Source organism: Solimonas variicoloris DSM 15731, from assembly GCF_000382285.1.
GTDB classification, from domain to species: Bacteria; Pseudomonadota; Gammaproteobacteria; order Nevskiales; family Nevskiaceae; genus Solimonas; species Solimonas variicoloris.
In genome coordinates this window covers 242,019-265,696 of the sequence record NZ_KB907925.1, presented here as the reverse complement: position 1 = coordinate 265,696, position 23,678 = coordinate 242,019, and the positions used below count along the sequence as shown (strand labels likewise).

Sequence of the window (23,678 nt, the reverse complement as noted above, 5' to 3'; positions counted from 1 at the left end):
ACGCCGCGCGAGCCATCGTCGAAGGCGGCGCATCGGCTAAGATGCGCCGCCTTTTTTGTGTCCACCCGGTCCGGTCCGATCCGGAAGAAACGAGAGAGTTATGCCGTTCAAGAAGTGGCGTTGCGTGATTTGCGACTACGTGTACGACGAAGAGCTGGGAGCGCCGAACGACGGCATCCCGCCGGGCACGCGCTGGGCCGACGTGCCGGATACCTGGACCTGCCCGGACTGCGGCGCGTCCAAGGCCGATTTCGAAATGGTGGAAATCGACTGATGACCGCCCAGTTCGACAACGTCGCCGTCGTCAAGAAGGCCAATGTGTACTTCGACGGCAAGTGCGTGAGCCACACCGTCGTGCTCGCCGACGGCACGCGCAAGTCGGTCGGCGTGATCCTGCCGTCGACGCTGACCTTCGGCACCGGCGCGCCCGAGCGCATGGAACTGCTCGAAGGCCGCTGCCGCGTGAAGCTGGCCGGCGCCAGCGGCTGGACGGAGTACCAGGGCGGCCAGTCCTTCGACGCGCCCGGCAACTCCTCGTTCGACATTGAAACGCTCGAAACCCTGCACTACGTCTGCCACTTCGGCTAGGCGCCGCAGCCGCGGGCCGCAAGGCCCGCGGTGAGCGCCGGCGGCCGCTGGCGCTGGCGACTCGCTCGCCATTGGGGGCTGTGGCAGCCGCGCGTGCGCTACTGGTCGGCCGCGGTCGGCATCGGTCCGACCGCCGCGCGGCTCAAGCCGGTGCTCGCGGGCGGCCCATCCTCTATGGCACGCCGATCAGCCGCGAGGCGCCGACGGAGCGGATCGGCGCCGCGTTCGCCAACCTCGTCGCGGCGCGCCACACGCTGAAGATCCAGCGCAGCCCGGTGCTCGCGGGCGGCGCGTCCGGCGAGGCCCAGGCGCCGGCCGGCGAATCGCCGCGTTCCTGAAGGCGGCGCGCGCGTCAGCAGCGTGTACGATGCGGCATCGACCTCCCGCCCCCTGCCGATGCCCGACTTCTCGCTGAACGCCCGCGTTGCGCTCGTCACCGGTGCCACGCGCGGCCTCGGCCGTGAAATCGCCCTGGCGCTCGCCGCGGCTGGCGCGCACGTGCACGTGCATGGCCGCGACGCCGCTGGCGTGAAGCCGGTCGTCGACACCATCGTCGCGCGCGGCGGCCGCGCCAGCGCCGCCGTCTTCGCGCTGGACGCGCCGGATGCCTTCGACGCGGCGCTGCAGGCGATCGCCGACGCACACGGCCGCTTCGACATCCTCGTCAACAATGCCAGCGTGCGCGACCGCCGCCGCCTCGCCGAACTCGACGTCGGCGCGCTGCGTCACGTGCTCGAAGTCGATCTGGTGGCGCCGTTCCAGCTGGCGCGCGCCGCGGCCCGGCACCTGACCGGCGGCGGCCGCATCATCAACATCACCTCGATCGCCGGGCCGATCGCGCGCGCCGGCGACCCCGCGTACACGGCCGCCAAGGGCGGACTCGACACGCTGACGCGGGCGCTGGCCGCCGAGCTCGGCGCGCGGGGCATCACCGTCAACGCCGTCGCGCCGGGCTACTTCGCGACCGAAGCGAACGCGGAGATGGTCGCCGACCGCGAGATCGGCGACTGGCTGGCGCAGCGCACCTCGCTCGGCCGCTGGGGCGAGCCGCCGGAGATCGCCGGCGCCGTCGTGTTCCTGGCGTCGCCGGCGGCCTCGTACATCACCGGCCAGACGCTCGCCGTCGACGGCGGCTATCTCGCGCACTTCTAAAAGCCGCGCCGCAAGATCACGCCACGGCCGGACTCAGGAAGCTCCGACATCGCGAGGCCGCACAGCGGCCGCGGCGCATCCGGATGTGCCGCTTGCGCAGGGCGCTACCGGATGGCTTCGTCGCCTGCAGGGCCTCGCCATGGCGGAACAGGGACTTTTCAGCCCTTCGGCTTTCAGAACAGCTTGCCGTCGTCGGCCTTGCCGAGCATCCGTTCGCGCACCAGCGGAATCGGCGGGCCGCCGTACGACAGGAACTGATCGTGAAAAGCCTGCCAGGCGGCGCGGCCGCCGCGCGTCGCGGTCCAGTCCTCGCGCAGCTTCACGATCATCAGCTTGCCGAGCGTGTAATTGAGATAGGCCGGATCGTAGGTACCGCGCGCCGCCTGCTGGCGCGCGTTGCCCGGGTCCTGGAAAGCCTGCTCGCGGAACATCGTCTCGCAGTCCGGCACGCTCAGGCCCTGCGTGTGCAGACCGATCGCGCAGAGGAAGCGCACGTTGCGCAGCAGTGCATTGCCGAGCTGGCCGATGTGCACGGCCGGATCGCCATTGCCGAGCCCGGCGTCCCACATCATCTCCTCGGTGTAGTGCGCCCAGCCCTCGGCGAACGCGTAGCCGACGAACAGGCGGCCGAACGCCGACGGCGAGCGGTTGGAATGCAGGAACTGCAGGAAGTGGCCGGGCCAGACCTCGTGCACGGAGGTGAACAGCAGATCCGCCTTCGCCGGAATGTAGGCCTGCTGGTCGGCCGGCGACCAGCTCGGGTCCGGCGGCGCGATGTAGTAGACCGAGGGCATGCCCTTGTCGAACGGTCCCGGCACGTCGATATAGGCCGAATTCGAGCGGTTGTAGGCCGGCGCTTCGTTGACCAGCGCGCGCTCGTCGCTCGGCACGCTGACCAGCTGATGATCGACGACGAACTGGCGCAGCGCGAGCAGCTGGCGCCGCGCCTCCTCGACCGGACCGTCGGCCGGCTTGTCGCGATTCGCCCGATCGAGGCAGGCGTGCACGTCGCCGTCCGGCAGGTACTGCGCGCAGGCGGCCTTCAGCGCCGCGAGATTGCGGGCCAGATCGCGGCGGCCGACCGCTTCGAGTTCGGCGAGCGGCGTCGTCACGCGCTCGGTGGCCTGCAGCATCTGCGCGAAGCGCGTCGCGCCAAGCGCGAAATCCTGGTTCGCGGTCGGCAGCTGCGCCTTGAACGCATCGGCGAGCGACTGCATCGCCGCCGCCGCCGCGGCCAGCGCGCGTTCGAGCTGGGCCTGCAGCGCCGGGTCCTGCACGTCCGCGAAGATCGGCCGCACGTCGTGGGCGAAGAAGCTCGCGTAGCCGCCGAAACTGTTGATGCCGAGCTCGACGTAGGTCCGCGGCAGCGGCCCGCGCAGGTTGTCGCGAATCTGCCGGGCGGCGCGCGGCAGCCGGTTGGCGTAGGCGATGAAGGCCTTGAGGCGGACCACCGCCGGAGCGTAGGGCCGCGTCAGGTACACGCTGGGATCGAGCGTGCCGATGTAGAACGCCGGATTGCGGAACGCCTGGCTGGCGTCACGCAGCCAGAACAGATCGCCGTCGATGCGCGCCAGCAGGTATTCGCGCTCGAAGCGCTGAGTCTGGTCCAGCGCCGCCGGCCGGAATGCCGCGGTGCGCGCGCGCTGCGCTTCGAGCCAGGCGATGTTCTGGCGGATCGCCGCCGCGCTCCAGTCCGGCAGCTGGCCGTCGTAGTCGTGTCGGCCCTGGCTGACCGCGAAGCTCGGATTGGCGGCGAAGTAGCCTTCCTCGAAGCGCTGCAGGTGCGCGCGCCAATCGGCCTTCAGGCCGGCCGCGACAGCCGCCTGGCTGGCCGCATTGGCCGCGCCGGCGTCCGTCGCCGTCTGTGCACCGGCCGGCCGGCCGGCCAGCATCGCGCAGGCGACAGCGCATGCCGCGATCGTCGGCCGCAGGGCCGGAAACGCCGGGAGACGCGACATGGGAACTCCTTCAGCCGGGGCACGAGCGGCCATCCTAACCGTCGCACGCGGCGCGCACAGGCGTGAAACTCCTCAGCCCCGCCGCGCCGGCTGCGACCGCGATTCAGGCCCGAGTCACGCGCCGGCGCCGATGCTCGCGACTCCGCCGTTCACGGCACCGCGAGGAGAACGCCATGACCGATCGGCCCGAGCCGCATCCGTCACCCGACGGCCAGCGCATCGACCTGCAGCAGCAGGACGAGCTCCGCTACTGGACGCAGACGCTCGCCGTCAGCGAGCAACGCCTCAAGCAGGTCGTCGAACACGTCGGCCCGGCGGTACAGGCGGTCCGCAACGCGCTCGGCCGCTGACGCGGACAGGCGCACCGGCGCCGCCCGCTCAGGCGCCGTGGAGGTCGGCGAAGTACAGCGGCGCCGCCAGCTGCTCGGCCTGCATGCCGTGCGGCGTCTGGCGCAGTTTGTAGGTGCGCGGCAGCAGCGGCTTGAGCTCGCCGAGCGCCAGCTTTTCCTCGAAGAACGCCAGCGTCGGCTCGACTTCGCGGAAATCGACGTCGCGCTTGAACGGCGCGAGGTCGTACTTCCACCATTCCAGCGCCAGGAAGCGCTCGACCAGCCGCTCCGCGAAGCGCATGCGCAGCACGCGCGCCGGCGAGCCGACGACCATCGCATACGCCGGCACGTCCTTGGTGACGACGCTGCGCGCACCGATCACGGCGCCGTCGCCGATGCGCACGCCGCGCTTCACGAAGGTTCCGGCGCCGATGTAGGCCTCGTGGCCGATGTAGGTCTCGCTCGGCACCGTCTCGACGTACGAAGGACCCGGCTGCTCTTCGGGCCCGAGCCGCGCGAACTCCTCGAACTGGTAGATCTTCGGCATGTAGCGCGGCCGCGTGAACGCGAACGGATGCGAGCTGAACCAGTCCATCGGATGCTCCGGCGGACCGAGCACCGAACCCTCGCCGATCTGCGAGTAGCGGCCGAAATGGCAGCGGTACGCGCTGGTGCGACCCGCCGAATTGAAGAACGCGAAGGCGCCGGCCGTGCAGTCCTTCAGCAGGTGCCCGTAGATGTAGGCCGGCCGCTCGTAACGCAGGCTGCCGACGATGCCGCCGCCGCCGAGCAGGCCGAGCGCCTGAGGATCCACACCGCCAGCCGCTGCTCCGCTGTCATCCATGACCATGTCGTCAGAAAAGAGTTGGGGGATTTCGCCGCGACGCTGCCGCAAGCACCGGGATTATCCATGTCCCCGCGCCCGCGGTATGTGCGCCGGACCTGCCGGGCTCAGTACGAAAACGCGTATACCGGCGCAATCACTATGCCAAGCCAGCCGCGCGCAGCGATCGCGGCGCCCGCTCGATGGTGTGGGTGCGGCGACCAATGGTGACGGCTTGCTCGTTGCCGTGAAGCAGCGAAGAACTGGCTAGCCGATGCGATGCCGGCTTGCGCCGACTGCGCGACCCTGATGCGCGTGCGCGGCCTGCATTCGATGAATCGGAGGGCTCAATACGGCTTCACCTCTAGCACCAAGTCAGCCAGCAGAAGTCCCGCTCACCCGCACTTCGAATACCCGCAGTCCAGGCAGGTCGGGCAGCCGTCCTTCATCACCATTTCGCCGCGGCATTGCGGGCAGGGGTCGGGCAGGGCGAAGGCGGCGAGCGCCGATTCCTGTTGCGGCTCGCCGGGGCTCGGATTGTCGAGCGGCAGCGCGTCGCGGAAGCGGCGCAGCTGCGCGTAGCGGGTGGCGAGTTCGTCGAGGGAACGCTCGACGCCGTAGGCATCGAGGTAGCCGCGCTTCTGCAGCTCCTGCTCCATCGCCCAGGCGATCGCCGCGACTTCGGAGTCGTGCACCAGACCCTTGCCGCTCTTGCTCTTGCCGTACCAGACCGGGCCGCGGTCCCAGGACACCTTGCGCAGATCGGCGAGCGCCTTGACGAGGAAGCCGCCGCGCGCGGCGAGCGACAGCGTGCGCATGGTCGCCGACACCCACTGGTGCTCGGCGGCGGTCTGCCCGGCCGGCACGAAGAACTCCAGCGGGCGCTCGATGCAGATCGGCTCGCCGTTGCGCCGTCCGCAAACGACGCCGAAGCCGATGACGAAATAAAGCGTCTTGGTGCCGGTCGCCGAAGTCAGGTTGATCTTGGTCGTCACCGATTCCCAGCTGCCTTCCTCGCGCCGGTCGATGCGCAGCGTGCGCGGGTCGACGTCCGGCGCCACATCGTTGGCGGGCGCGGCGCGCGCCACCGACCAGCCGACGATCTTCTGCGCGATATGCGTGGGCTTCTTCGTTTCGGCCATGTCAGAGTTTCCCGTAGAACCCTTCCTTGAGGGCGTCGTACAGATTGGCGGCGGTATAGGTGGCGCCTTCGTATTCGACCGGCGCGTCGCCGCTCAGTTGCACGTGGCTGCCGTCGGCGAGCTTGAACTCGTAGACCGTGGCGGCGAGGTCCGACTCGCGCACCAGCACGCCCTGATGCACTTCCGGATTGAAGCGGAACGTCGTGCAGCCCTTGAGTCCCTGGCCGATCGCGTACAGATACAGATCCTTGAATTCCTCGAAGGCGATGTCGCTCGGCACGTTGATGGTCTTCGAGATCGACGAGTCGACCCAGGCCTGCGCGGCGGCCTGCACGTCGACGTGCGCCTTCGGCGCGATCGCCGCGGCGGCGGCGAAGGCCGGCGGCAGGTTCTCGGCATCGACATCGGCGTCGACCAGCGCGCGGTAGGCGAGCAGCTCGAACGATTCCATGCGCACCGCGCGCTTGGCCTTCTCGCCGGGCACGATCAGGTTGCGCACATAGCTGTGCGCGAACGACGGTTCGATGCCATTGCTGGCGTTGTTGCCGACCGATGCGGCCATCGTGCCGGTCGGCGCGATCGAGGTGGCATGCGTGAAGCGCGCGCCGGTCTCGGCGAGCTGCGCGACAAGCTCGGCGTCGAGCGTGGCGATGCGCTGCAGGTGTTGCGAGTAGCGGGCGTGCAGCACGCGCGCCGGCAGGCGCTCGCCGGGCTGCAGGCCGTCGCGCGCCAGCGCCGGGTTCTGCACGAAATGGCGCGGCGTCAGCTCGACGGTTTCGGTCAGCGCCGGCGCCGGCCCCTTCTCGCGCGCCAGCTCCAGCGCCGCGCGCCAGTTCTCGAGCGAGAGCCGCTGCGTGACCTGTGTGGTGAAGGCCAGCGACGGGGCCGAGCCGTATTCGTGGCCGAGCAGGGTCAGCGCCGAGCCGAGCCCGAAATAGCCCATGCCGTGACGGCGCTTGCTGAGAATCTCGGCGCGCTGCTCGGGCAGCGGCAGACCGTTCATCTCGCAGACGTTGTCGAGCATGCGCGCGAACACGCGCACGACACCGGCGTAGGCGTCGAAGTCGAAATGCGCCTGCGCGCTGAACGGCCGGCGCACGAAGGCGGCGAGGTTGACCGAGCCGAGCAGGCAGGCGCCGTACGGCGGCAGCGGTTGCTCGCCGCAGGGATTGGTCGAGCGGATCTCCTCGCTGAACCAGAGCGGGTTCATGCGGTTGCACTCGTCGATCAGGATGAAGCCCGGATCGGAGTAGTCGTAGGTCGAGCGCATCACCAGATCCCACAGCGCGCGAGCGCGCACCGTGCGGTAGATACGGCAGCAGGTTTCACCGCGCTCGTTGACGGTATGCAGCGGGTCCTGGCCCGGCCAGCGGCGCCACAGCGTCGGCTGCTCGCCGAGCTCGTGCTGGAAGGCCGGAAACACCAGCGGCCAGTCGGCGTCGTCGCGCACCGCCTGCACGAAGGCCTCCGATACCAGCACCGAAAGATTGAACGCGCGCAGGCGGCCGTTCTCGCGCTTGGCGGTGATGAAGGATTCGATGTCCGGATGGCTGATATCGAGACAGCCCATCTGCGCGCCGCGTCGGCCGCCGGCGCTGGACACGGTGCGGCAGATCGCGTCGAACACGTCCATGAACGGCATCGGCCCCGAGGTCGTCGCGCCGGCGCCGGCAACATAGGCGCCGGCCGGGCGCAGCGTCGTGAAGTCGTAGCCGATGCCGCAGCCGGCCTTCAGCGTCAGCGCCGCCTCGCGCGCGGCATCCATGATGCCGGCCATCGAATCGCCGATCGTGCGCGACACGGTGCAGTTGATCGTCGAAACGTTCGGCTTGACGTTCTCGGCCCCCGCGTTGGCCATGATGCGGCCGCCGGGAAAAGCGTAATGCAGGGCGCGGTAGAACGGCTCCTCCCAGCGCGCCGGCTGCGCCTCGACCGCCGCCAGCGCGCGCGCCAGACGGCGGCGCATGGCGTCGAGATCCTCGCCCGGCAGGAAGTACTTGGATTCGGCGATCGCCGCGGCGGCAGTTTGCAGCGGCAGCGGGGGAAGATCCGACAGGGTGACATCGCGTGGCTTCAAGACGGACTCCTTCAGTGCGTCCGGCCATCGTGCGCCGCCATCGCGATGTCGTCTACGCAGGATCAAATGCGCATCGGTTACGCTTTGATCCAGATCAATATCCGGACCCTATCGCGATGCGCTTCGCACGCCGCCTGCTGCTGTTGCTCTGCGCCGCCTGCATCGCCGGCTGCAGCGCCACTCAGTTCGCGTACCAGCGGCTCGACTTCCTCGCGCGCTGGGAGCTCGACAAGTACGTCGACATGACGCCGGAGCAGCGCACACGCTTCGACGTCGAGTTCAGCTTGTTCTGGGACTGGCACCGGCGCAGCGAGCTGCCGCGCTACGCGGCGACGCTGCGCCAGATCGCGGCGCGCACCGACACGCCGCCGGACGCCGCCGAGCTGGCGCGCTGGAGCGAGCAGTACGGCAGCCTGTGGAACGATGCGCTCGAACATCTGATGCCGCTGTTCTGCAGTCTCGGCGGCAGCCTCAGCGACGCCCAGGTACGCAGCCTGCTCGCACGCGCCGACGACGATCTGGCCGACTACGCCGAGGACGCCGTCGACGGCCGCGAGACGGATCTGCGCGAGCGCGCCGAGCGATCTCTGAACAAGAGCCTGCGCCGCTGGCTCGGCGACCTGACGCCGGAGCAGCGGCAGCTGCTGCGCGAGTGGAACCGCACGCGGCCGTGGGTCGCGCCCGAGTGGCTGGCGTTCCGGCGCAGCTGGCGCGACGCGCTCGCCGATACGCTCGCCGCGCGCCAGGCGCCGGGCTTCTGTCCGCGCCTGCGCAGTCTGGTCACGGGCGGCGATGCGCTGTGGACCGAAACGCAGCGCGCCGACTTCGCCGCCAACCGCGAGCGCTGGCTGGCGCTGTTCGCCGATCTCGGTCCGAGCCTGACGCCGGCGCAGCGCCAGCATCTGCGCAAGCAGCTGCTCGGTCTCGCTGCCGATCTCGACGCGCTGTCGGCGGCGCCTGCCGCGAACGCCGCCGAAGGCCGTTGACGGCCTGGCACGCACGGCGCCGGGGCCGGCCGGACAAGCACGTCTGGCGCTGCGGCAGCTCCTGCATATTTGGGTGTTATTCCCCAGACGTTCCGTTAGACTTCCGGCCTGCTCGTGCCCGCAAACCCGCCCAAAGACGGTGTGACGGCCACGTGAAATCCTGATTTCGACTCGTTTTGCGCTCTGGAGCATCACAACATGCCGGTCAAAATTGCCGTGCTGAAGGAGACTCGTGCGAACGAACGCCGCGTGGCGCTCGTCCCCGCCGTGGCCGACAAACTCGTCAAGCTGGGCTGCGAGATCCACATGCAGTCCGAGGCCGGCGCCGCCAGCCGCATTCCGGATTCGGCCTACAAGAACGTCACGTTCGCGGCCAATCCGCAGGGCCTGGTCAGCGATGCTGACATCGTCGTCGCCGTGCAGCCGCCGCCGGCCGACGTGGTCGACGCGATGAAGGACGGCAGCACGCTGATCTCCTTCGTCTACGCACACAAGGAACCGGAGCTGACCAAGCTGCTGCGCGACAAGAAGATCACCACTTTCGCGATGGAGCTGATCCCGCGCATCACGCGCGCGCAGGCGATGGACGCGCTGTCCTCGCAGGCGGCGCTGGCCGGCTATTACGCGGCGCTGCTCGGCGCCACCAATCTGGCGCGCATCCTGCCGATGATGACCACCGCGGTCGGCTCGATCCGTCCGGCCAAGTGCCTGGTCATGGGCCTCGGCGTCGCCGGCCTGCAGGCGCTGGCCACCGCCCGCCGCCTCGGCGCGATGACCGAAGGCTACGACGTGCGTCCGGAAACCAAGGAACAGGCCGAATCGCTCGGCGCCAAGTTCGTCGACACCGGCGTCGACGCGCGCGGTGAGGGCGGCTACGCCCGCGAGCTGACGCAGGAAGAGAAGGACAAGATCGCCGCGGTCGTCACCAAGCACATCCAGCAGGCGGACCTCATCATCACCACCGCCGCGATCCCGGGCCGGCCGTCGCCGAAGCTGATCAGCAAGGCGCAGGTCGACGGCATGAAGAACGGCGCGGTCATCGTCGACCTCGCCGCGGAAGGCGGCGGCAACTGCGAGTACACGCAGCCGGGCCAGACCGTGCAGATCGGCCAGGTGACGATCGTCGCGCCGCTGAACGTGCCCTCGCTGCTCGCCGAGCACGCTTCCGAGCTGTACTCGAAGAACCAGTTCAACCTGATCGAGCTGTTCGTCAAGGACGGCGCGCTCAACTTCGACTGGAGCGACGAGGTGCTGGCCAAGGCGGCGCTGACGCACGGCGGCGAGATCAAGAACGAAGCGGCCAAGAAGGCCGTGGAAACGGCCTGAGAGGGAGACACGCCATGGAATACACCACCACCATCCTGACGGGATTCGTGGCCCTCTACATCTTCATGCTGGCCGCCTTCACCGGCTTCGAGATCATCGGCCGCGTGCCGGCGATCCTGCACACGCCGCTGATGTCGGGTTCCAACTTCATCCACGGCATCGTCGTGGTCGGCGCGCTGTGGGCGCTGCTCAACGCGTCGAGCACGCTGCAGCAGGTAATCGGCTTCGTCGGCGTGCTGCTCGGCGCCGGCAACGCCGCCGGCGGCTACGTCGTCACCGAGCGCATGCTCGAAATGTTCAAGCCTTCGGACAAGAAGAAGGGCTAAGGGGAAGCTCATGAATGCAGCCTTGATCATCGACGCGAGCTACTTCCTCGCGGCGTTTCTGTTCATCTACGGCCTCAAGCGCATGTCGTCGCCGGTGACGGCGCGCTCGGGCATCGTCGTCGCCGGCGTCGGCATGGTCGTCGCCGTGCTCGCCAGCTTCCTCTACACGCTCGACGTCGAGGAAGCCGCCCGACCGCATCTGACGACCAACGTCACGCTCGCCGTGATCGCGCTGGTGCTCGGCCTCGGCTGGGCCTGGTGGAGCGGCAAGCGCGTGGCGATGACGGCGATGCCGCAGATGGTCGCGCTCTACAACGGCATGGGCGGCGGCGCGGCGGCGGCGATCGCCGCGATCGAGCTGTTCGGCCACAAGGCGCACGGCGGCATCGGCCTCGGCCTCGCCGTGCTCGGCGGCCTGATCGGCTCGATCTCGCTGTCGGGCTCGCTGATCGCCTGGGGCAAGCTCGACGGCCGCATCAACAAGACGCTGCGCATCAGCGGCCTGCAGGCGATCAACGGCACGCTGCTGCTGATCCTCGTCGCGCTCGGCGCCTGGATCGTCTGGCAGCACGGCGCGGTGCCGATGCCGCTGCTCGCCGCGTTCTTCGCGCTGGCGCTGTTCTACGGCGTGATGATGACGATGCCGATCGGCGGCGCCGACATGCCGGTGGTGATCTCGCTGTACAACGCCTTCACCGGCCTCGCCGTCGGCTTCGAGGGCTACGTGCTCAACAACCCGGCGCTGATGATCGCCGGCATGGTGGTCGGCTCGGCCGGCACGCTGCTGACGCTGCTGATGGCCAAGGCCATGAACCGCTCGGTGTCGAACGTGCTGTTCAGCAACTTCGGCGCCGCCGGCGACGAGCAGCAGGGCGAGATCAAGGGTTCGCTCAAGCCGGTCGATGCGGGCGACGCCGGCATCAACATGCGCTACGCGAGCAAGGTCATCATCGCCCCGGGCTACGGCCTCGCCGTCGCGCAGGCGCAGCACAAGCTTTACGAGTTCGTGAAGCTGCTGCAGGAGGCCGGGGTCGAGGTGAAGTTCGCGATCCATCCGGTCGCCGGCCGCATGCCGGGCCACATGAACGTGCTGCTCGCCGAAGCCGGCGTGCCGTACGACATCATCTACGACATGGAAGACATCAACGGCGAGTTCAAGGAAGCCGACGTCGCCATCGTCATCGGCGCCAACGACACCGTGAACCCGGCGGCGCGCACCAACAAAAGCTCGCCGATCTACGGCATGCCGATCCTCAACGTCGACCAGGCCAAGCAGGTCTACGTCGTCAAGCGCGGCCAGGGCAAGGGCTACTCGGGCGTCGAGAACGAGCTGTTCTATGCCGACAACTGCAACCTCGTCTACGGCGACGCGCAGAAGGTGATGGTGGCGATGATCCAGGCGGTGAAGTCGCTGGAAGGCGGCCACTGAGCGGCGCGCCACCGCGAAGCATCACGAAGAGGCCGCCGCGAGGCGGCCTTTTTCGTGGCCGCGCCGCGCGTCAGCCGCCGCGCGGATCGCCCGGCAGGTACGCGCCGGTCAGAAGGCGATAGGCGTCGGACGTGCGCGGCCCGGCAACGCCGTCGACACGGACGTAGAGGCCGGGGTGCGTGTTGAGCCATTGCTGCAGCGCCACCGCGCGCGCCACGGCCGCCGGGTCGCGCGGCTTGCGCTCGGCGTAAGGCACCGGCTGCGGCCGCGGCGCCGGCGCGTCCGGGCGCGGCGGAAAATCGATCTCGCGCCGTTCGGCGAGCCGGCGCAGCAGCGTCGCCGCGCCGCACTGGTCGGACACCGCGCTGGCGCTCCACTGGCCGTCGGCGACGTACTTGCCGCGCTCGTAATGGTTCGAATAGCTCCAGAGATACGGACTCAGCATCTCCGGATGCTGGTTGCGATAGCCCCAGCCGTTGTAACCCTCGAGCCGGTACAGCGTCGCCGCCAGGCTCCAGTCGGCGAGTCCGTCCATGCCGTCGTAGCGCAGCGCGTCGTGCGCGCTGTCCTCCCACGTGAACGGCGGCGCGCCGTCGACCGGACGGCCGCGCGGCACATGCACGGTGCGCGCGTTCAGCGGATCGCCGTTGTGCAGGTGGGCGCGGAACGACAGGCCGGCCTCCAGATTGTGGATCGCGGCGACGACGTACCAGGGGATGCCGAGCGGGTCGCCGACCGCCGCGTAGCGCGCGCGGGTGCCGAGGACCTTGTCCGCCAGGCGCTCGACCAGGGTACGCCGCTCGGGGCGAACCTGGCCGCCGGCGAACAGCTGCTCGAACTCGCTGCGCAGCGACGGCGTGAGCTTCGGCATGGCGCGCTTCCATCCAGGGGCCCGGGTGCGGACGCTACGCCGGCCGCCGCGGGGCGCCCGTGAACCGCTTCACGGCGTTTTCTGCTGAGATAGGCGGGAACCTGCACCGGAACCTCAGCATGTCAACGCACCCGAGCCCCGCCCGGCGGGGCGGCGGCTGCCAGTGCGGCGCGGTCCGCTACGAGATCGACGCGCCGCTCGAAAAGATCCATCTGTGCCATTGCCGCATGTGCCAGCGCGCGCTCGGCAACGCCTTCGCGGCGCTCGCCGGCTGTCCGAAGGAGCGCCTGCGCTGGACGCGCGGCGCGCCCAAGCTCTACGCCTCGTCGTCGCTGGCGACGCGCGGCTTCTGCGCCGACTGCGGCACGCCGCTGACCTTCGCCTACCACGAGGCAGCGCGGGTCTATGTCACGATCGGCAGCCTCGACGACCCGGCCGGCGCGCCGCCGGCGATCCACTACGGCGCCGAAAGCTGGCTGCCGTGGCTGCAGCTCTGCGACGGTCTGCCGCGCGAGGCGACCGCCGACGACCCGCGGCTGCGCAGCATGACGGTGCACCAGGCGCCGCCCGGCTGAAGCCGGCCGCGGCGCGCACGGCCGATGGCATCGCTTATGCTGCGCACACCGCTCCGCCTCCCGAACGTTCGTCCCCGCCGATGAGCATCGCCACCGCGCCCGCGTCGCCGCAGGGCTTCCGCTACTACGATTTCCTGCTCGGCGGCATGGTCGCCGTGCTGCTGTGCTCGAACCTGATCGGGCCGGGCAAGGTCTGCACGCTGACGCTGCCGCTGATCGGCAACGTCGACTTCGGCGCCGGCAACCTGTTCTTCCCGATCAGCTACATCTTCGGCGACGTGCTCACCGAGGTGTACGGCTATGCGCGCGCGCGGCGCGCGATCTGGGCCGGCTTCGGCGCGATGATCTTCGCGACCGTGATGTCGACGATCGTCGTCGGCATGACGCCGAGCCCGGACGAGCCGTGGAACGGCACGCTGCAGCCGGCGCTGGAAGTGGTGTTCGGCAACACCTGGCGCATCGTCGCCGCGAGCATGTTCGCGTACTGGGTCGGCGATTTCGTCAACTCGTACGTGATGGCGAAGATGAAAATCTGGACGCAGGGCCGCTTCCTGTGGATGCGCACGATCGGCTCGACGATCTGTGGCCAGGGTGCCGATTCGCTGCTGTTCTATCCGATCGCCTTCGCCGGCATCTGGGAAACGCAATCGCTGATCGCGGTCGTCATCTTCAACTTCGCGATGAAGGTCAGCGTCGAGGTCGTGATGACGCCGGTGACCTACTTCGTCGTCAACCGCCTGAAGCGCGCCGAGGGCGTCGACACCTACGACACGCACACGCATTTCACGCCGTTCTCGCTGCAGGACGAGGGCGAGATCCGGCAGCGCCCGTGAACGGCGAGCTCCCACGGCCGCCATACGCGGCGCGCGCCGCGCTCGGCGGCTATCTGCAGATCAGCGCGCGCGGCCGTCACCGGCGGCGCAGCATGCGCTTCGCGGCGCCGGCACTGGCCGGTTTCATGATCCACGCGCACACCCTGGCCAGCGCCCGCATCACCGCCGTCTACGGCCGCTGAACGCGACCGCCGCTCACGTCGCCGGCGCCGGCGGCGTGCGCCGCGCGAACTGCAGCAACAGGCCGATCAGCACGAACAGCACTGCGGCGCTGACCGCCAGCGAGCCGTGAATGCCGATGCGCGCGCCCACCAGGCCGACGGTGACGCCGCTGAAGGTGCGCATGCCCATCGCGAACATGTTGTAGACGCCGATCGCGCGGCCGCGCAGCGCCGGCGGCGCCTCCAGCTGCACGAGGGTCTGCGCCATCGCGTTGAACGCCAGCTCGACGAAGCCGGCGACGAACAGCAGCGCGAGCGCCAGCGCGTAGTACGGCGAGAACGCGAAGCCGGCCAGCGCCGCGCACCAGATCAGCGCCAGCAGGCAGGCGGTCTGCGGCCGCGGCCGCAGCAGGCCGCGGCTTTCGAGCACGAAGCCGGCGAGCAGCGCGCCGGCGGCGTCGGCGGCGAGCAGGGCGCTGTACGAAAAGTCGACATGGCCGTGGCCGAGATCCTGGGCGAAGCCGGGCATCTGCGCCTGATAGGCGTTGCCGATCAGCAGCGAGGCGCCGCCGGCGAGCAGCGTCATCGAGGCGATCACGCGGTGCCGGCCGATCTCGGCCAGCGTGCGCGCGATGTCGCCGAAACCGCGCACCGCGCGCTGCGCCGCCGCCGTACTGGCGGCGCGGAAGCGCGGCCCGTACGGCGCGGCGACCAGCCAGAGAATGAACGGCAGGTACAGCAGGGCGTTGACGAGGATGCCGAGGTTCGGCCCGAGCGCGAGCAGAAAGGCGCCGCCGATCGCCGGACCGAGCAGCAGGCCGAGCTGGCGCGCGGTGGCGTTGAGGCGCACCGCGCTCTGCAGATGCTCGCGGCCGACGATGTCGTGCAGCAGCACCTGCGACGGCGGACCCCACAGCACGCCGGCGCAGCCGTGCACCACCAGCAGCAGCGCCGCGTGCCAGACCTGCAGCGCGCCGGTGATGAACAGCACCCCCCAGGCCACCGACACGCCCATGAACAGGGCCATGCCGAGCTGGATCATGCGGCGCGGGTCGTAGCGGTCGGCGGCGATGCCGGAGCTCAGCGAGAACAGCAGATACGGCAGCCAGTGCGAGACCACCGCGAAGCCGCCGAGCGCCGGCGACTGGAACTTCTGGAAGATCACCCAGTAGCTGATCACGTGCTCGATGCTGTCGGCCATCATCGCCAGCGCCGACAGCAGGAAATAGGCGCGGTAACCGCGATGGCGGAGGGCGGCGAAGGCCACGTGCGGGACGGCGGGGGCGGCTTGCGACACGGCAGGCGGGGGTCTTGTTCTTCGAAAGCGCGCGATTGTAAGGGCCGCGACGGGGCGCGGCCGGCGCCCGTATCATGCGGGCCCGGCGCCGGCGGCGGCCGCCGCCGGTTTTTCCGCGAACGGCATGGTTTAGAAATCCTTATGCACAAGCCGGGCGGATCGAGCTTTGCTGTCACAATCAAGAGACGCCTCATTCACATTCTATTCATATCGACATATTCCATTGAATAGAAACGCTTTATTCTTGATTATCCCGGACCGCCCGCAGACGCTGCGGCAGGCGTGCCGGGGCGCCGCGCGCAGGCCGTCCCCTTCATTCACATAGTTATCCACAAGCCGTGAGCGGCCAGCTGACGAGCATCGCCGTGCCGGTGCCGCTGTACCGGAGCTTCGACTACCGGGTGCCGGCGGCGCTGGCGGCGCAGTTGCGGCCGGGCGTGCGCGTGCGCGTGCCGTTCGGGCGCCGCCGCGTCACCGGCGTGGTGCTGCGCGCGCCCTTCGAGGCGGGCGACGACGGCCAGGATTACCGTCCGGTCGAGACCGTGCTCGACGAGACCCCGCTGCTCGGCGCCGATCTGCTGGCCCTGTGCGAATGGGCGGCCGACTACTACCGCCACCCGATCGGCGAGGTCGTCGCCGCGGCGCTGCCGGGCAGCCTCAAGCACGAGGGTCGGGCCCGGCTCGAAAGCGCCCTGCAGTGGCAGCTGAGCGCCGCCGGTCGCGAGGCCCTGGAGCGCCTGCCGGCGCGTCATCGCGCGCAGCGCGCCGCGCTCGAGGCGCTGCGCGCCGGCCCGCTCGGCAGCGGCGACTGGGCGGTCGAGGCGGCGGTGCGCGCGCGCCTGCTCGCGCAGGCCTGGGTCGAGGCAGTCCCGATCCCGGCGCAAACCGAACCTATACCTCCCGGACCGACGCTGACGCCGGCCCAGAGCGTGGCGCTGCAGGCGCTGGAAACCGCCGCGACCGCCGGCTTCAGCGTCAGCCTGCTCGAAGGCGTCACCGGCAGCGGCAAGACCGAGCTGTATCTGCGCCGCATCGAAGTGGCGCTCGCCGCCGGCCGCCAGGCGCTGGTGCTGGTGCCGGAGATCAGCCTGACGCCGCAGCTCACGCAGCGCCTGCGCGAGCGGCTCGGCCCGGGCGTGCTCAGCTTCCATTCCGGGATGAGCGAAGGCGAACGCGAACAGGCCTGGCTGGCGGCCCGCGCCGGCAGCGCCGGCGTGATCGTCGGCACCCGCTCGGCGGTGTTCGTGCCGTTCGCGCGTCTGGGACTGATCGTCGTCGACGAGGAGCACGACCCCTCGTACAAGCAGCAGGACGGCTTCCGCTATTCGGCGCGCGATCTGGCGATCGTGCGCGCGCAGCGGCTCAAGGCCGAGGTCATCCTCGGCAGCGCGACACCGTCGCTCGAATCGCTGCACAACGCCCGCCAGGGGCGCTACCGGCACGTGCCGCTGCGCGAGCGCGTGCACGCCCAGCCGCCGCCGCGCATCCGCGTGCTCGACGTGCGCCAGCAGACGCTCGCGCACGGCCTCTCGCCGGTGCTGCTGGAGGCGCTCGACCGCTGCCTCGAACGCGGCGAGCAGGCGCTGCTGTTCATCAACCGGCGCGGCTACGCGCCGATGCTGCTCTGCCACGACTGCGGCTGGCGCGCCGCCTGCACCGCCTGCGACGCCCGCCTGACGCTGCACCGCGGCCGTGGCCGCCTGATCTGCCATCACTGCGGCGCGCAGCAGCCGGTGCCGAAGACCTGCCCGTCCTGCGGCGGCAGCGAGCTGATGCCGCTCGGCCAGGGCACCGAGCGCATCGAGCAGGCGCTCGCCAACCGCTATCCGCGCCAGCGCGTCGAGCGTCTCGACTCCGATCGCCTCGGCAAGCGCCACGAGCTCGAACGCCTGCTCGCCGACGTGCGCGCGCAGAAGATCGACGTGCTGGTCGGCACGCAGATCCTCGCCAAGGGTCACGACTTCCCGAATCTGTCGCTGGTCGGCATCGTCTCCGCCGACCAGGCGCTGTACGGCGCCGACTTCCGCGCGATCGAACGCATGGGCCAGCTCGTCACCCAGGTCGCCGGCCGCGCCGGCCGCGCCGGCCAGGCCGGCGAGGTCTGGCTGCAGACGCACGAGCCGCAGCACCCGCTGCTGCGCACGCTGGTCGAACGCGGCTACGACGCGCTCGCCGAGGCACTGCTCGAGGAGCGGGCGATGGCGAAGCTGCCGCCGTACGCGCATCTCGCGCTGCTGCGCGCCGAAGCCGAGGACGCCGGCCTGCCGCTGCGCTTTCTCGGCGCCGCGCGACAGCTGTACGCGCCGTTCAAGGACGTGCAGACGATGGAACCGATTCCGTCCGGCATGGAACGCCGCGCCGGCTACACGCGCGCGCAGCTGCTGCTGCAGTCGGACAGCCGCGCCGCGCTGCAGCGGGCGCTGGCGGCGACCGTGCCGCGGCTCGGCGAGCTGCCCGACGCGCGCCGCGTGCGCTGGTCGGTCGACGTCGATCCGGCCGATCTGTTCTAGGGCCGGTTGGCGCTGATCGCGCCGCAGCGCGACGACGCGGGACGCGGGACGCGCAGCGACCGCTACCGCGGCAACGACGACGCCCCGGCGCAGAGGGGCATCGTCGCCGCGGCGGACGGACTCAGGGCCTGCGGCCGGTGAACTGCGTGACGCCGGTGCAACTCGTCTGGCCCGGCCCGCGATAGGTCCAGGTCGTCCGGCCGCTGAGCTCGGTGCTGTTCGGGATCGACACCTGCACGGTCTCGGTGGTCTCGCCGGGGCCATCCTCCATCGTCACGGTCAGCCGACCGGACAGGCCCGAGGGATCGTCGGCCGAGCTCATCGTCAGTTCGAGCGGCTTGCCGCCGTACTCGGTCAGGTACTTGGTGTCCGAGATCTTGCTGACGCCGGTCGTGAAGTGGTTGTCCTCGTCTCCGCAGAGGCCCGGCTGCGACATGCTGGTCACCGTGCTGTGCGAGCTGATCTCCCAGGCGCCTTCGAAGACACGCTTGATCGTCACGAGGACGGTGGCAGCCTTCGAATAGCCGTTCTCGTTCTTGGCGCGGTAGGTGAAGCGGTCGGCGCCGAACGACTGTCCGGACGGCGTGTAGGTGAAGCGACCGTCCGCCTGCAGCGCCACGCTGCCCAGCGTCGGCGCGCTCACGACTTCCAGGCTGTCGGCGCCGCGCACCACGAGCGTCGATGCCGCGGGCGTGCCCTGCGTGACCGTGATCGCCGCATCGTCGGCCTCGGGCAGATCGATGCTTAGTTGCGCGGCGACGGCGATCGGCTCGCCTTCGCTGCGATGGAGCTTGAAGTCGAAATCGATGTTTTCCTCTTCCGGCTCGATCGCCTTGAACTTCAGCACGAGGTGCGCGCCGGACGACGTCGCGCTGCCACCGATGTCGCTGCGCGAGATAGCACCGAGCGTGACCCCGGCCGCCGGCAGGTCTTCGGTCTTTTCGGTCTGCAGGCTGGCGAGAAGATTCTGCAGCGAGTCGGGCAGATACGGCAGACGCGCGATCATCGTCGCGAGCCGCGCGAAGTTCGCCTGCACCACAGCGAGCACGCTGTCGTCGATGCGCAGCGTGCGTTCGATGCGGAAGGTCTGCGCGACGTCGTTGGTGAAGCCGATGCGCGCCTCGCCGGTCAGCGCGCGGACCTGCTTGTACGCCGATCCGCCGCGACTGGCGTCCTCGCCGGTGATCACGCGCACCAGCTGCGCGGCCACTTCCTTCAGGCAGGTCCCCAGCACCGCGCCGACGCTGGTGCGCGTCTTGTTGAACTCCGTGAACGCGTTGACCGCGCTGCCGATCGCGACGCCGGCGTAGATCGCGCTGAGCACGCTGCCGTTCGCGATCTGCTTGCCGCTCCAGTAGGTGGCGCTCATCCACAGCGCCAGGCTGGCGTTGCTGCGGACGAACTCGGCGGTCTTGCTCTTGCAGGCGCTCAGATCGAAGGCGCGCGCCGGCGTCGCCGCAGCCGGAATCGAGCCGTCGGCGGCGATGAAGCCGTTCGCGACCAGCACGACGGCCGCCTCTTCGAGCTCGGCCGGCGTCGCGCCGTCCAGCTGCGCCAGCGCCGCGTCGAGATCCTGCTGCTGCTGCTCGATCGTCGCCAGCTGGCTGGCGCTGAAGGTCGCGCCGTACGCCGTGACGATGTCGTCGAGCTGCGCCTTGAAATGACGCAGCGCCGCCGACACGACGGCGCCCGCATCGGCGATCGCCGGCGCGCCCTCGATCTGCAGCGGATAGGCGTACGAGCGCGTGCCGATCGTCACCCGCAGGATCTTCTCGCCGGCGACGGCCGTGGCCGGCACCGCGAAGGTCAGCGTGCCGGCATCGCTGCGGTACAGCGTGAGGTCCTGGCCGTCGAGCGTGGCGACGTAGCTTTCGTCCTCGAGCGGCAGCTGGTCGGCGAACAGCAGGCCGAGCTCGCCGCCGGCGAGCGTCGACTTGCCGTCCGGAATCGTCAGGCTGGCGAGCGTCGCAGTGGCGCGGATCGTGACCTCGGCGCGCGCCGTGCGCTCGGCGGCATCGGTCGCCGTCGCCGTACAGACGATGTCCGTGTCCTGGCGCACCGTCGGCGTGATCAGGAGCGTGCCTTCCAGCGTGCCGGCCGTGCAGGCCAGCCCGGCCGCGAGCGCGGCACCCTGCGCGTCGCGCGCGCGCGCGGTGAGGGCGACGGTCTCGCCGCCTTCGACCGTGGTCGCCGATGCCGTCAGCGTCACGCTCGGCCGCGACGCCTCGTCATCGCCGCCGCCGCCACCGCCGCAGGCCGCCAGCTGCGCGCTCAGCAGGCCGGCCGCGGCGCACGACAGCAGGCGTCGCAGCGACGGATGACGGGAAACATGAAATGCGCTGGACATACCGCGGACCCCCATGCAAAAGCATCGAATGCGGCGCCGGACGCGAGCTCCGGAAGGCCGGGCGCGCTCCGTCGTCCGGCGCCGCGAAGACCTTGGCACGGCGGTCCGCGCCGACGCATTGCCCATTTGGGTAATGCCGCGTTGCGCGCGCCGGCGGCGGCGTGCTACTGCTGCGGCATCCATCGCGCCCGAACCGATCCCGATCCATCTCCGATGACTTCGAGCCTTCCGCCGCCGCGTGCGCTGTCCGAGCTGATCGGGCTGGTCTACGACGCCGCCACCGATCTCAGCCTCTGGCCGGAGCTGCTCGAAGGCGTGTCCGGCTATCTGCAGCAGCTCGACGAAGACACACCGCGCCTGAGCCACCAGACCGTGCACGGCCTCGTCGCCCGCTGGTTCGATCAGGGGGCGCTGCTCGACGGCGCGGCGACGCCCGGCGAGCGCCAGCTGCTGCAGCAGCTGATCCCGCATTTCGTCCGCGCCAACGCGATCCATCACGAGCTGGCACAGGCCGAGGAGGAACGCGATCTGCTCGAGAGCGCCCTCGACCGCCTGCCGGTCGGCATGGCCATCGTCGACCGCGACGGCCGCGTCAGCGGCATGAACCGCGCACTGCTCGAGGTCACGCGCGGCAAGGGCGCGCTGCGGCTCGAACAGGGCCGCCTGGTGGCGACGCCGGCGGCGCCGTTGCAGGCGGCGATCCGCGCCGCGATCGACCAGCCGGACGGCGCCGGTCGCTCGCTGCACCTCGACGCGAACAGCGCCGACGCGCTGTCGCTGCTGGTCTCGCGCATGGCGCTGAAGGGCCGTGCCGACGCCAGCCGCGCCGTCGTGTTCGTCGCCAGCCGCCGCACCCACCAGCTGTCGGAGCAGGCCCTGATGTCGGCGTTCGGCCTCACGCCGGCCGAGGCGCGCGTGACCCAGGGCCTGGTCCGCGGCCGCACGCTCGAGCAGATCGCGCGCGCGCACGCGGTGACGATCCACACCACGCGCGCGCAGCTCAAGGCGGTCTTCGCCAAGACCGGCGTGCGGCGCCAGCCGGAGCTGCTGCAGACGCTTTACAGCAGCCCGGTCTGGCTGGACACCGTCGCCGGGGAAACGGCCGCGGCCGGCGCCGCGGCCTTGCTCGAAGCGCCGCCGCCGGCGCCGGCGGAAGGCCTGCGTCTGCGCGACGGGCGCTGGCTGGCGTACGCCGACGTCGGCGATCCCGGCGACCTGCCGGTGATCCTGATGCACGGCATCTCCGGCTCGCGCTTCCAGCGCCATCCCGACGACAGCCTGCTGCCGCGCTGCGGCGTGCGCCTGATCCTGCCGGAGCGGCCCGGCTGCGGCGACTCCGACCCGCAGCCGGGCCGGCGCATCGCCGACTGGCCGCGCGACGTCGCCGCGCTCGCCGATCATCTCGGACTCGATCGCTTCGCCGTCGCCGGCTTCTCCGGCGGCACCCCGTATGCGCTGGCAACTGCGGCGCTGCTGCCCGAGCGCGTCAGCAGCGTCACCCTGGTCGGCTGCGCGCCGCCGTTCACCAGCGTCGAGGACATCCGCCACTACCTGCCGGCCTTCCGCATGGCGATGCTGCTGGCGCGCTACACGCCGAGCCTGCTGGCGCCGGTGATGCGCGTGGTGATCAAGGGCATCCGCAACGATCCGCAGCGCTACATCGAGCAGGTCAAGACGCAGGTGACGGACGCCGACCGCGCGATCCTCGACGATCCGGCACTGCGCAAGGCCTATGTCGACGGCCTGCTCGCCTCGGTGCGGCACGACGAGCGCGAGCTCGTGCTCGAAACCCTGCTGTCGGTGCAGGACTGGGGTTTCGAGCTGTCCGAGGTGCGCGCGCCGGTGACGATCTGGCATGGCGAGGACGACCGCCACGTGTCGATCGCGCTGGCCGAACGCATCGGCCGGCAGCTCAAGGCAGTGGCGCTGAACCGCCTGCCGCAGGCCGGCCATTTCGTCATCTACGCGCTGTGGCAGACCATCTTTTCGAGCATCGCCGCGGCCGAGCGGCAGGCCCGCGAGCCGGCCTGAGGCGCCGCGCCGCGGGGGTCGAGCGACGTCGACCCGCGCGGCGCTACCGGACTCAGCCGCCGAGCGAGTGGCGGAACAGCAGGGTGCTGACGCCGAGCACGAGGAACAGGCCGGCGGCGACGATGCGGATCGCCTTCAGCGGCAGTTTCTTGGCGAGCGCCGCGCCGACGAAGATCACCGGCACGTCGGCCAGCATCATGCCGGTCGTGGTACCAGCGACGACCGCCGCCAGCGAGTCGAAACGCGCGGCCAGCAGCGTGGTCGCGATCTGCGTCTTGTCGCCGATCTCGGCGAGGAAAAACGCCAGCGCGGTGACCAGGAAGGCGCTGCCGTCGCCGGCCGGCTTGGCCTCGTCCTCGTCGATCTTGTCCGGCACCAGCGCCCACAGGCCGACGGCGATGAACGAACCGCCGACGATCCACGGCAGCCACTGCGCCGGCACCACCGTGCGCACCCAGCCGCCGAGCGCGCCGGCCAGCGCGTGATTGAGCAGGGTCGCGACCAGGATGCCGGCGATCACCGGCAGCGGCTTGCGAAAGCGGGTGGCGAGAACCAGCGAGAGCAGCATGGTCTTGTCGCCGATTTCGCCGAGCAGCACGGCGCCGGTCGAAACGAGGAAAGCTTCCATATCGAGATATCGAGTCAGACGAAGGGCCGGGCGCTGGGCAAGACCGGACGCGCGAAGCCCGCCCGGCGGCCGCCTCGCTCATCCTGGTCTCGCCAGGCGACGCGCGCGCCGTGCAGGCGGCTTCGTCGCTGGACGCGCCATGTCCCGACCGGGACAAGTCTGTTGACGCGTGCTCCCGCCTTGCGCGGGACGGCTACTCCCCAAAAACGGCGCGCAGCCTAGCCGAAAAGCGCGGCGCGCAAAAGACGCCGTCGTCGTCGCCCGGCTACAATCCGCGCCCAAAAACTCG

The 23,678-nt window shown here is 70.3% G+C and carries 22 protein-coding genes and 1 riboswitch; of the genes, 14 read left to right on the top strand and 8 right to left on the bottom strand.

All coding sequences use genetic code 11. From position 1 onward, the window contains the following. Window positions 1-100: 100 nt before the first annotated feature. From H149_RS0101325 to H149_RS0101310, 4 genes are all read left to right on the top strand, one after another. Window positions 101-274, top strand: a complete 174-nt coding sequence (locus tag H149_RS0101325) for a rubredoxin (protein ID WP_020647920.1) — start codon at window positions 101-103, stop codon at window positions 272-274. Beyond that, on the top strand, window positions 274-588 hold the full coding sequence (ppnP, locus tag H149_RS0101320) for a pyrimidine/purine nucleoside phosphorylase (protein WP_020647919.1): 315 nt from the start codon (window positions 274-276) through the stop codon (window positions 586-588). The genes H149_RS0101325 and ppnP overlap by 1 nt, the downstream gene beginning before the upstream one ends. 80 nt (window positions 589-668) lie before the next feature. After that, a complete protein-coding gene (locus tag H149_RS0101315) occupies window positions 669-926 on the top strand; it encodes a hypothetical protein (RefSeq protein ID WP_020647918.1) in 258 nt (85 codons plus the stop codon). A gap of 58 nt (window positions 927-984) precedes the next feature. Then, window positions 985-1,740, top strand: a complete 756-nt coding sequence (locus tag H149_RS0101310; protein WP_020647917.1) for an SDR family oxidoreductase — start codon at window positions 985-987, stop codon at window positions 1,738-1,740. Between the two features lie 173 nt (window positions 1,741-1,913). Here the strand turns inward: H149_RS0101310 and H149_RS0101305 are convergent, their stop codons facing one another. Further along, a complete protein-coding gene (locus tag H149_RS0101305) occupies window positions 1,914-3,698 on the bottom strand; it encodes a DUF885 domain-containing protein (RefSeq protein ID WP_020647916.1) in 1,785 nt (594 codons plus the stop codon). 173 nt (window positions 3,699-3,871) lie between these two features. Here H149_RS0101305 and H149_RS22510 point away from each other — a divergent pair, with 173 nt between their 5' ends. Beyond that, a complete protein-coding gene (locus H149_RS22510) occupies window positions 3,872-4,048 on the top strand; it encodes a DUF3606 domain-containing protein (protein ID WP_020647915.1) in 177 nt (58 codons plus the stop codon). 28 nt (window positions 4,049-4,076) lie between these two features. Here the strand turns inward: H149_RS22510 and H149_RS24160 are convergent, their stop codons facing one another. From H149_RS24160 to H149_RS0101285, 3 genes are all read right to left on the bottom strand, one after another. Further along, complete coding sequence (locus H149_RS24160) at window positions 4,077-4,871, bottom strand: CatB-related O-acetyltransferase (protein ID WP_154654584.1); 795 nt, start codon at window positions 4,869-4,871, stop codon at window positions 4,077-4,079. 374 nt (window positions 4,872-5,245) lie between these two features. Continuing rightward, window positions 5,246-5,992, bottom strand: coding sequence for a hypothetical protein (locus tag H149_RS0101290; RefSeq protein ID WP_020647913.1), 747 nt, complete (start codon window positions 5,990-5,992; stop codon window positions 5,246-5,248). Window position 5,993: 1 nt separating this feature from the next. Beyond that, window positions 5,994-8,069 (bottom strand): adenosylcobalamin-dependent ribonucleoside-diphosphate reductase, encoded by a 2,076-nt coding sequence (locus tag H149_RS0101285; RefSeq protein WP_020647912.1) that lies wholly within the window; start codon window positions 8,067-8,069, stop codon window positions 5,994-5,996. A 116-nt stretch (window positions 8,070-8,185) separates the two neighbouring features. Between H149_RS0101285 and H149_RS0101280 the strand changes: the two genes are divergently transcribed. From H149_RS0101280 to H149_RS0101265, 4 genes are all read left to right on the top strand, one after another. Further along, entirely contained in the window at window positions 8,186-9,055 is an 870-nt protein-coding gene (locus H149_RS0101280; protein WP_020647911.1) for a DUF6279 family lipoprotein, read from the top strand. A 198-nt stretch (window positions 9,056-9,253) separates the two neighbouring features. Beyond that, the gene (locus H149_RS0101275) at window positions 9,254-10,381 is read left to right on the top strand and encodes an NAD(P) transhydrogenase subunit alpha (RefSeq protein WP_020647910.1); all 1,128 of its coding nucleotides are present in this window, start codon (window positions 9,254-9,256) and stop codon (window positions 10,379-10,381) included. A 14-nt stretch (window positions 10,382-10,395) separates the two neighbouring features. Then, window positions 10,396-10,707: an NAD(P) transhydrogenase subunit alpha part 2 gene (locus tag H149_RS0101270; RefSeq protein WP_020647909.1), complete on the top strand. Its 312-nt coding sequence runs from the start codon at window positions 10,396-10,398 to the stop codon at window positions 10,705-10,707. 10 nt (window positions 10,708-10,717) lie between these two features. Further along, complete coding sequence (locus H149_RS0101265) at window positions 10,718-12,136, top strand: NAD(P)(+) transhydrogenase (Re/Si-specific) subunit beta (protein WP_020647908.1); 1,419 nt, start codon at window positions 10,718-10,720, stop codon at window positions 12,134-12,136. Between the two features lie 70 nt (window positions 12,137-12,206). On the opposite strand, the gene H149_RS0101260 is transcribed toward H149_RS0101265, so the two are convergent. Beyond that, the gene (locus tag H149_RS0101260; protein WP_020647907.1) at window positions 12,207-13,007 is read right to left on the bottom strand and encodes a hypothetical protein; all 801 of its coding nucleotides are present in this window, start codon (window positions 13,005-13,007) and stop codon (window positions 12,207-12,209) included. A gap of 119 nt (window positions 13,008-13,126) precedes the next feature. On the opposite strand from H149_RS0101260, the gene H149_RS0101255 reads away from it, so the two are divergent. The 3 genes from H149_RS0101255 to H149_RS0101245 all read left to right on the top strand — a co-directional run bounded on the left by H149_RS0101255 (window position 13,127) and on the right by H149_RS0101245 (window position 14,597). Then, window positions 13,127-13,582, top strand: a complete 456-nt coding sequence (locus H149_RS0101255) for a GFA family protein (protein WP_020647906.1) — start codon at window positions 13,127-13,129, stop codon at window positions 13,580-13,582. A gap of 80 nt (window positions 13,583-13,662) precedes the next feature. Beyond that, on the top strand, window positions 13,663-14,415 hold the full coding sequence (locus H149_RS0101250) for a queuosine precursor transporter (protein WP_020647905.1): 753 nt from the start codon (window positions 13,663-13,665) through the stop codon (window positions 14,413-14,415). Next, window positions 14,412-14,597: a hypothetical protein gene (locus H149_RS0101245; RefSeq protein WP_020647904.1), complete on the top strand. Its 186-nt coding sequence runs from the start codon at window positions 14,412-14,414 to the stop codon at window positions 14,595-14,597. The genes H149_RS0101250 and H149_RS0101245 overlap by 4 nt, the downstream gene beginning before the upstream one ends. Before the next feature lie 13 nt (window positions 14,598-14,610). On the opposite strand, the gene H149_RS0101240 is transcribed toward H149_RS0101245, so the two are convergent. Beyond that, window positions 14,611-15,843 carry an MFS transporter gene (locus tag H149_RS0101240; RefSeq protein WP_020647903.1) on the bottom strand — a complete coding sequence of 411 codons (1,233 nt, stop codon included), beginning with the start codon at window positions 15,841-15,843 and terminating at the stop codon, window positions 14,611-14,613. 368 nt (window positions 15,844-16,211) lie between these two features. Between H149_RS0101240 and H149_RS0101235 the strand changes: the two genes are divergently transcribed. Beyond that, a complete protein-coding gene (locus H149_RS0101235; protein WP_020647902.1) occupies window positions 16,212-18,383 on the top strand; it encodes a primosomal protein N' in 2,172 nt (723 codons plus the stop codon). Between the two features lie 121 nt (window positions 18,384-18,504). Here H149_RS0101235 and H149_RS21880 read toward each other — a convergent pair whose 3' ends face one another. Further along, on the bottom strand, window positions 18,505-20,730 hold the full coding sequence (locus H149_RS21880) for an Ig-like domain-containing protein (RefSeq protein ID WP_020647900.1): 2,226 nt from the start codon (window positions 20,728-20,730) through the stop codon (window positions 18,505-18,507). Between the two features lie 213 nt (window positions 20,731-20,943). On the opposite strand from H149_RS21880, the gene H149_RS21875 reads away from it, so the two are divergent. Beyond that, the gene (locus H149_RS21875; RefSeq protein ID WP_020647899.1) at window positions 20,944-22,761 is read left to right on the top strand and encodes a bifunctional helix-turn-helix transcriptional regulator/alpha/beta hydrolase; all 1,818 of its coding nucleotides are present in this window, start codon (window positions 20,944-20,946) and stop codon (window positions 22,759-22,761) included. 52 nt (window positions 22,762-22,813) lie between these two features. Here the strand turns inward: H149_RS21875 and H149_RS0101210 are convergent, their stop codons facing one another. After that, window positions 22,814-23,389, bottom strand: coding sequence for a TMEM165/GDT1 family protein (locus tag H149_RS0101210; RefSeq protein ID WP_020647898.1), 576 nt, complete (start codon window positions 23,387-23,389; stop codon window positions 22,814-22,816). A 94-nt stretch (window positions 23,390-23,483) separates the two neighbouring features. After that, a riboswitch (yybP-ykoY riboswitch) is annotated at window positions 23,484-23,603 on the bottom strand. Window positions 23,604-23,678: the final 75 nt, after the last annotated feature.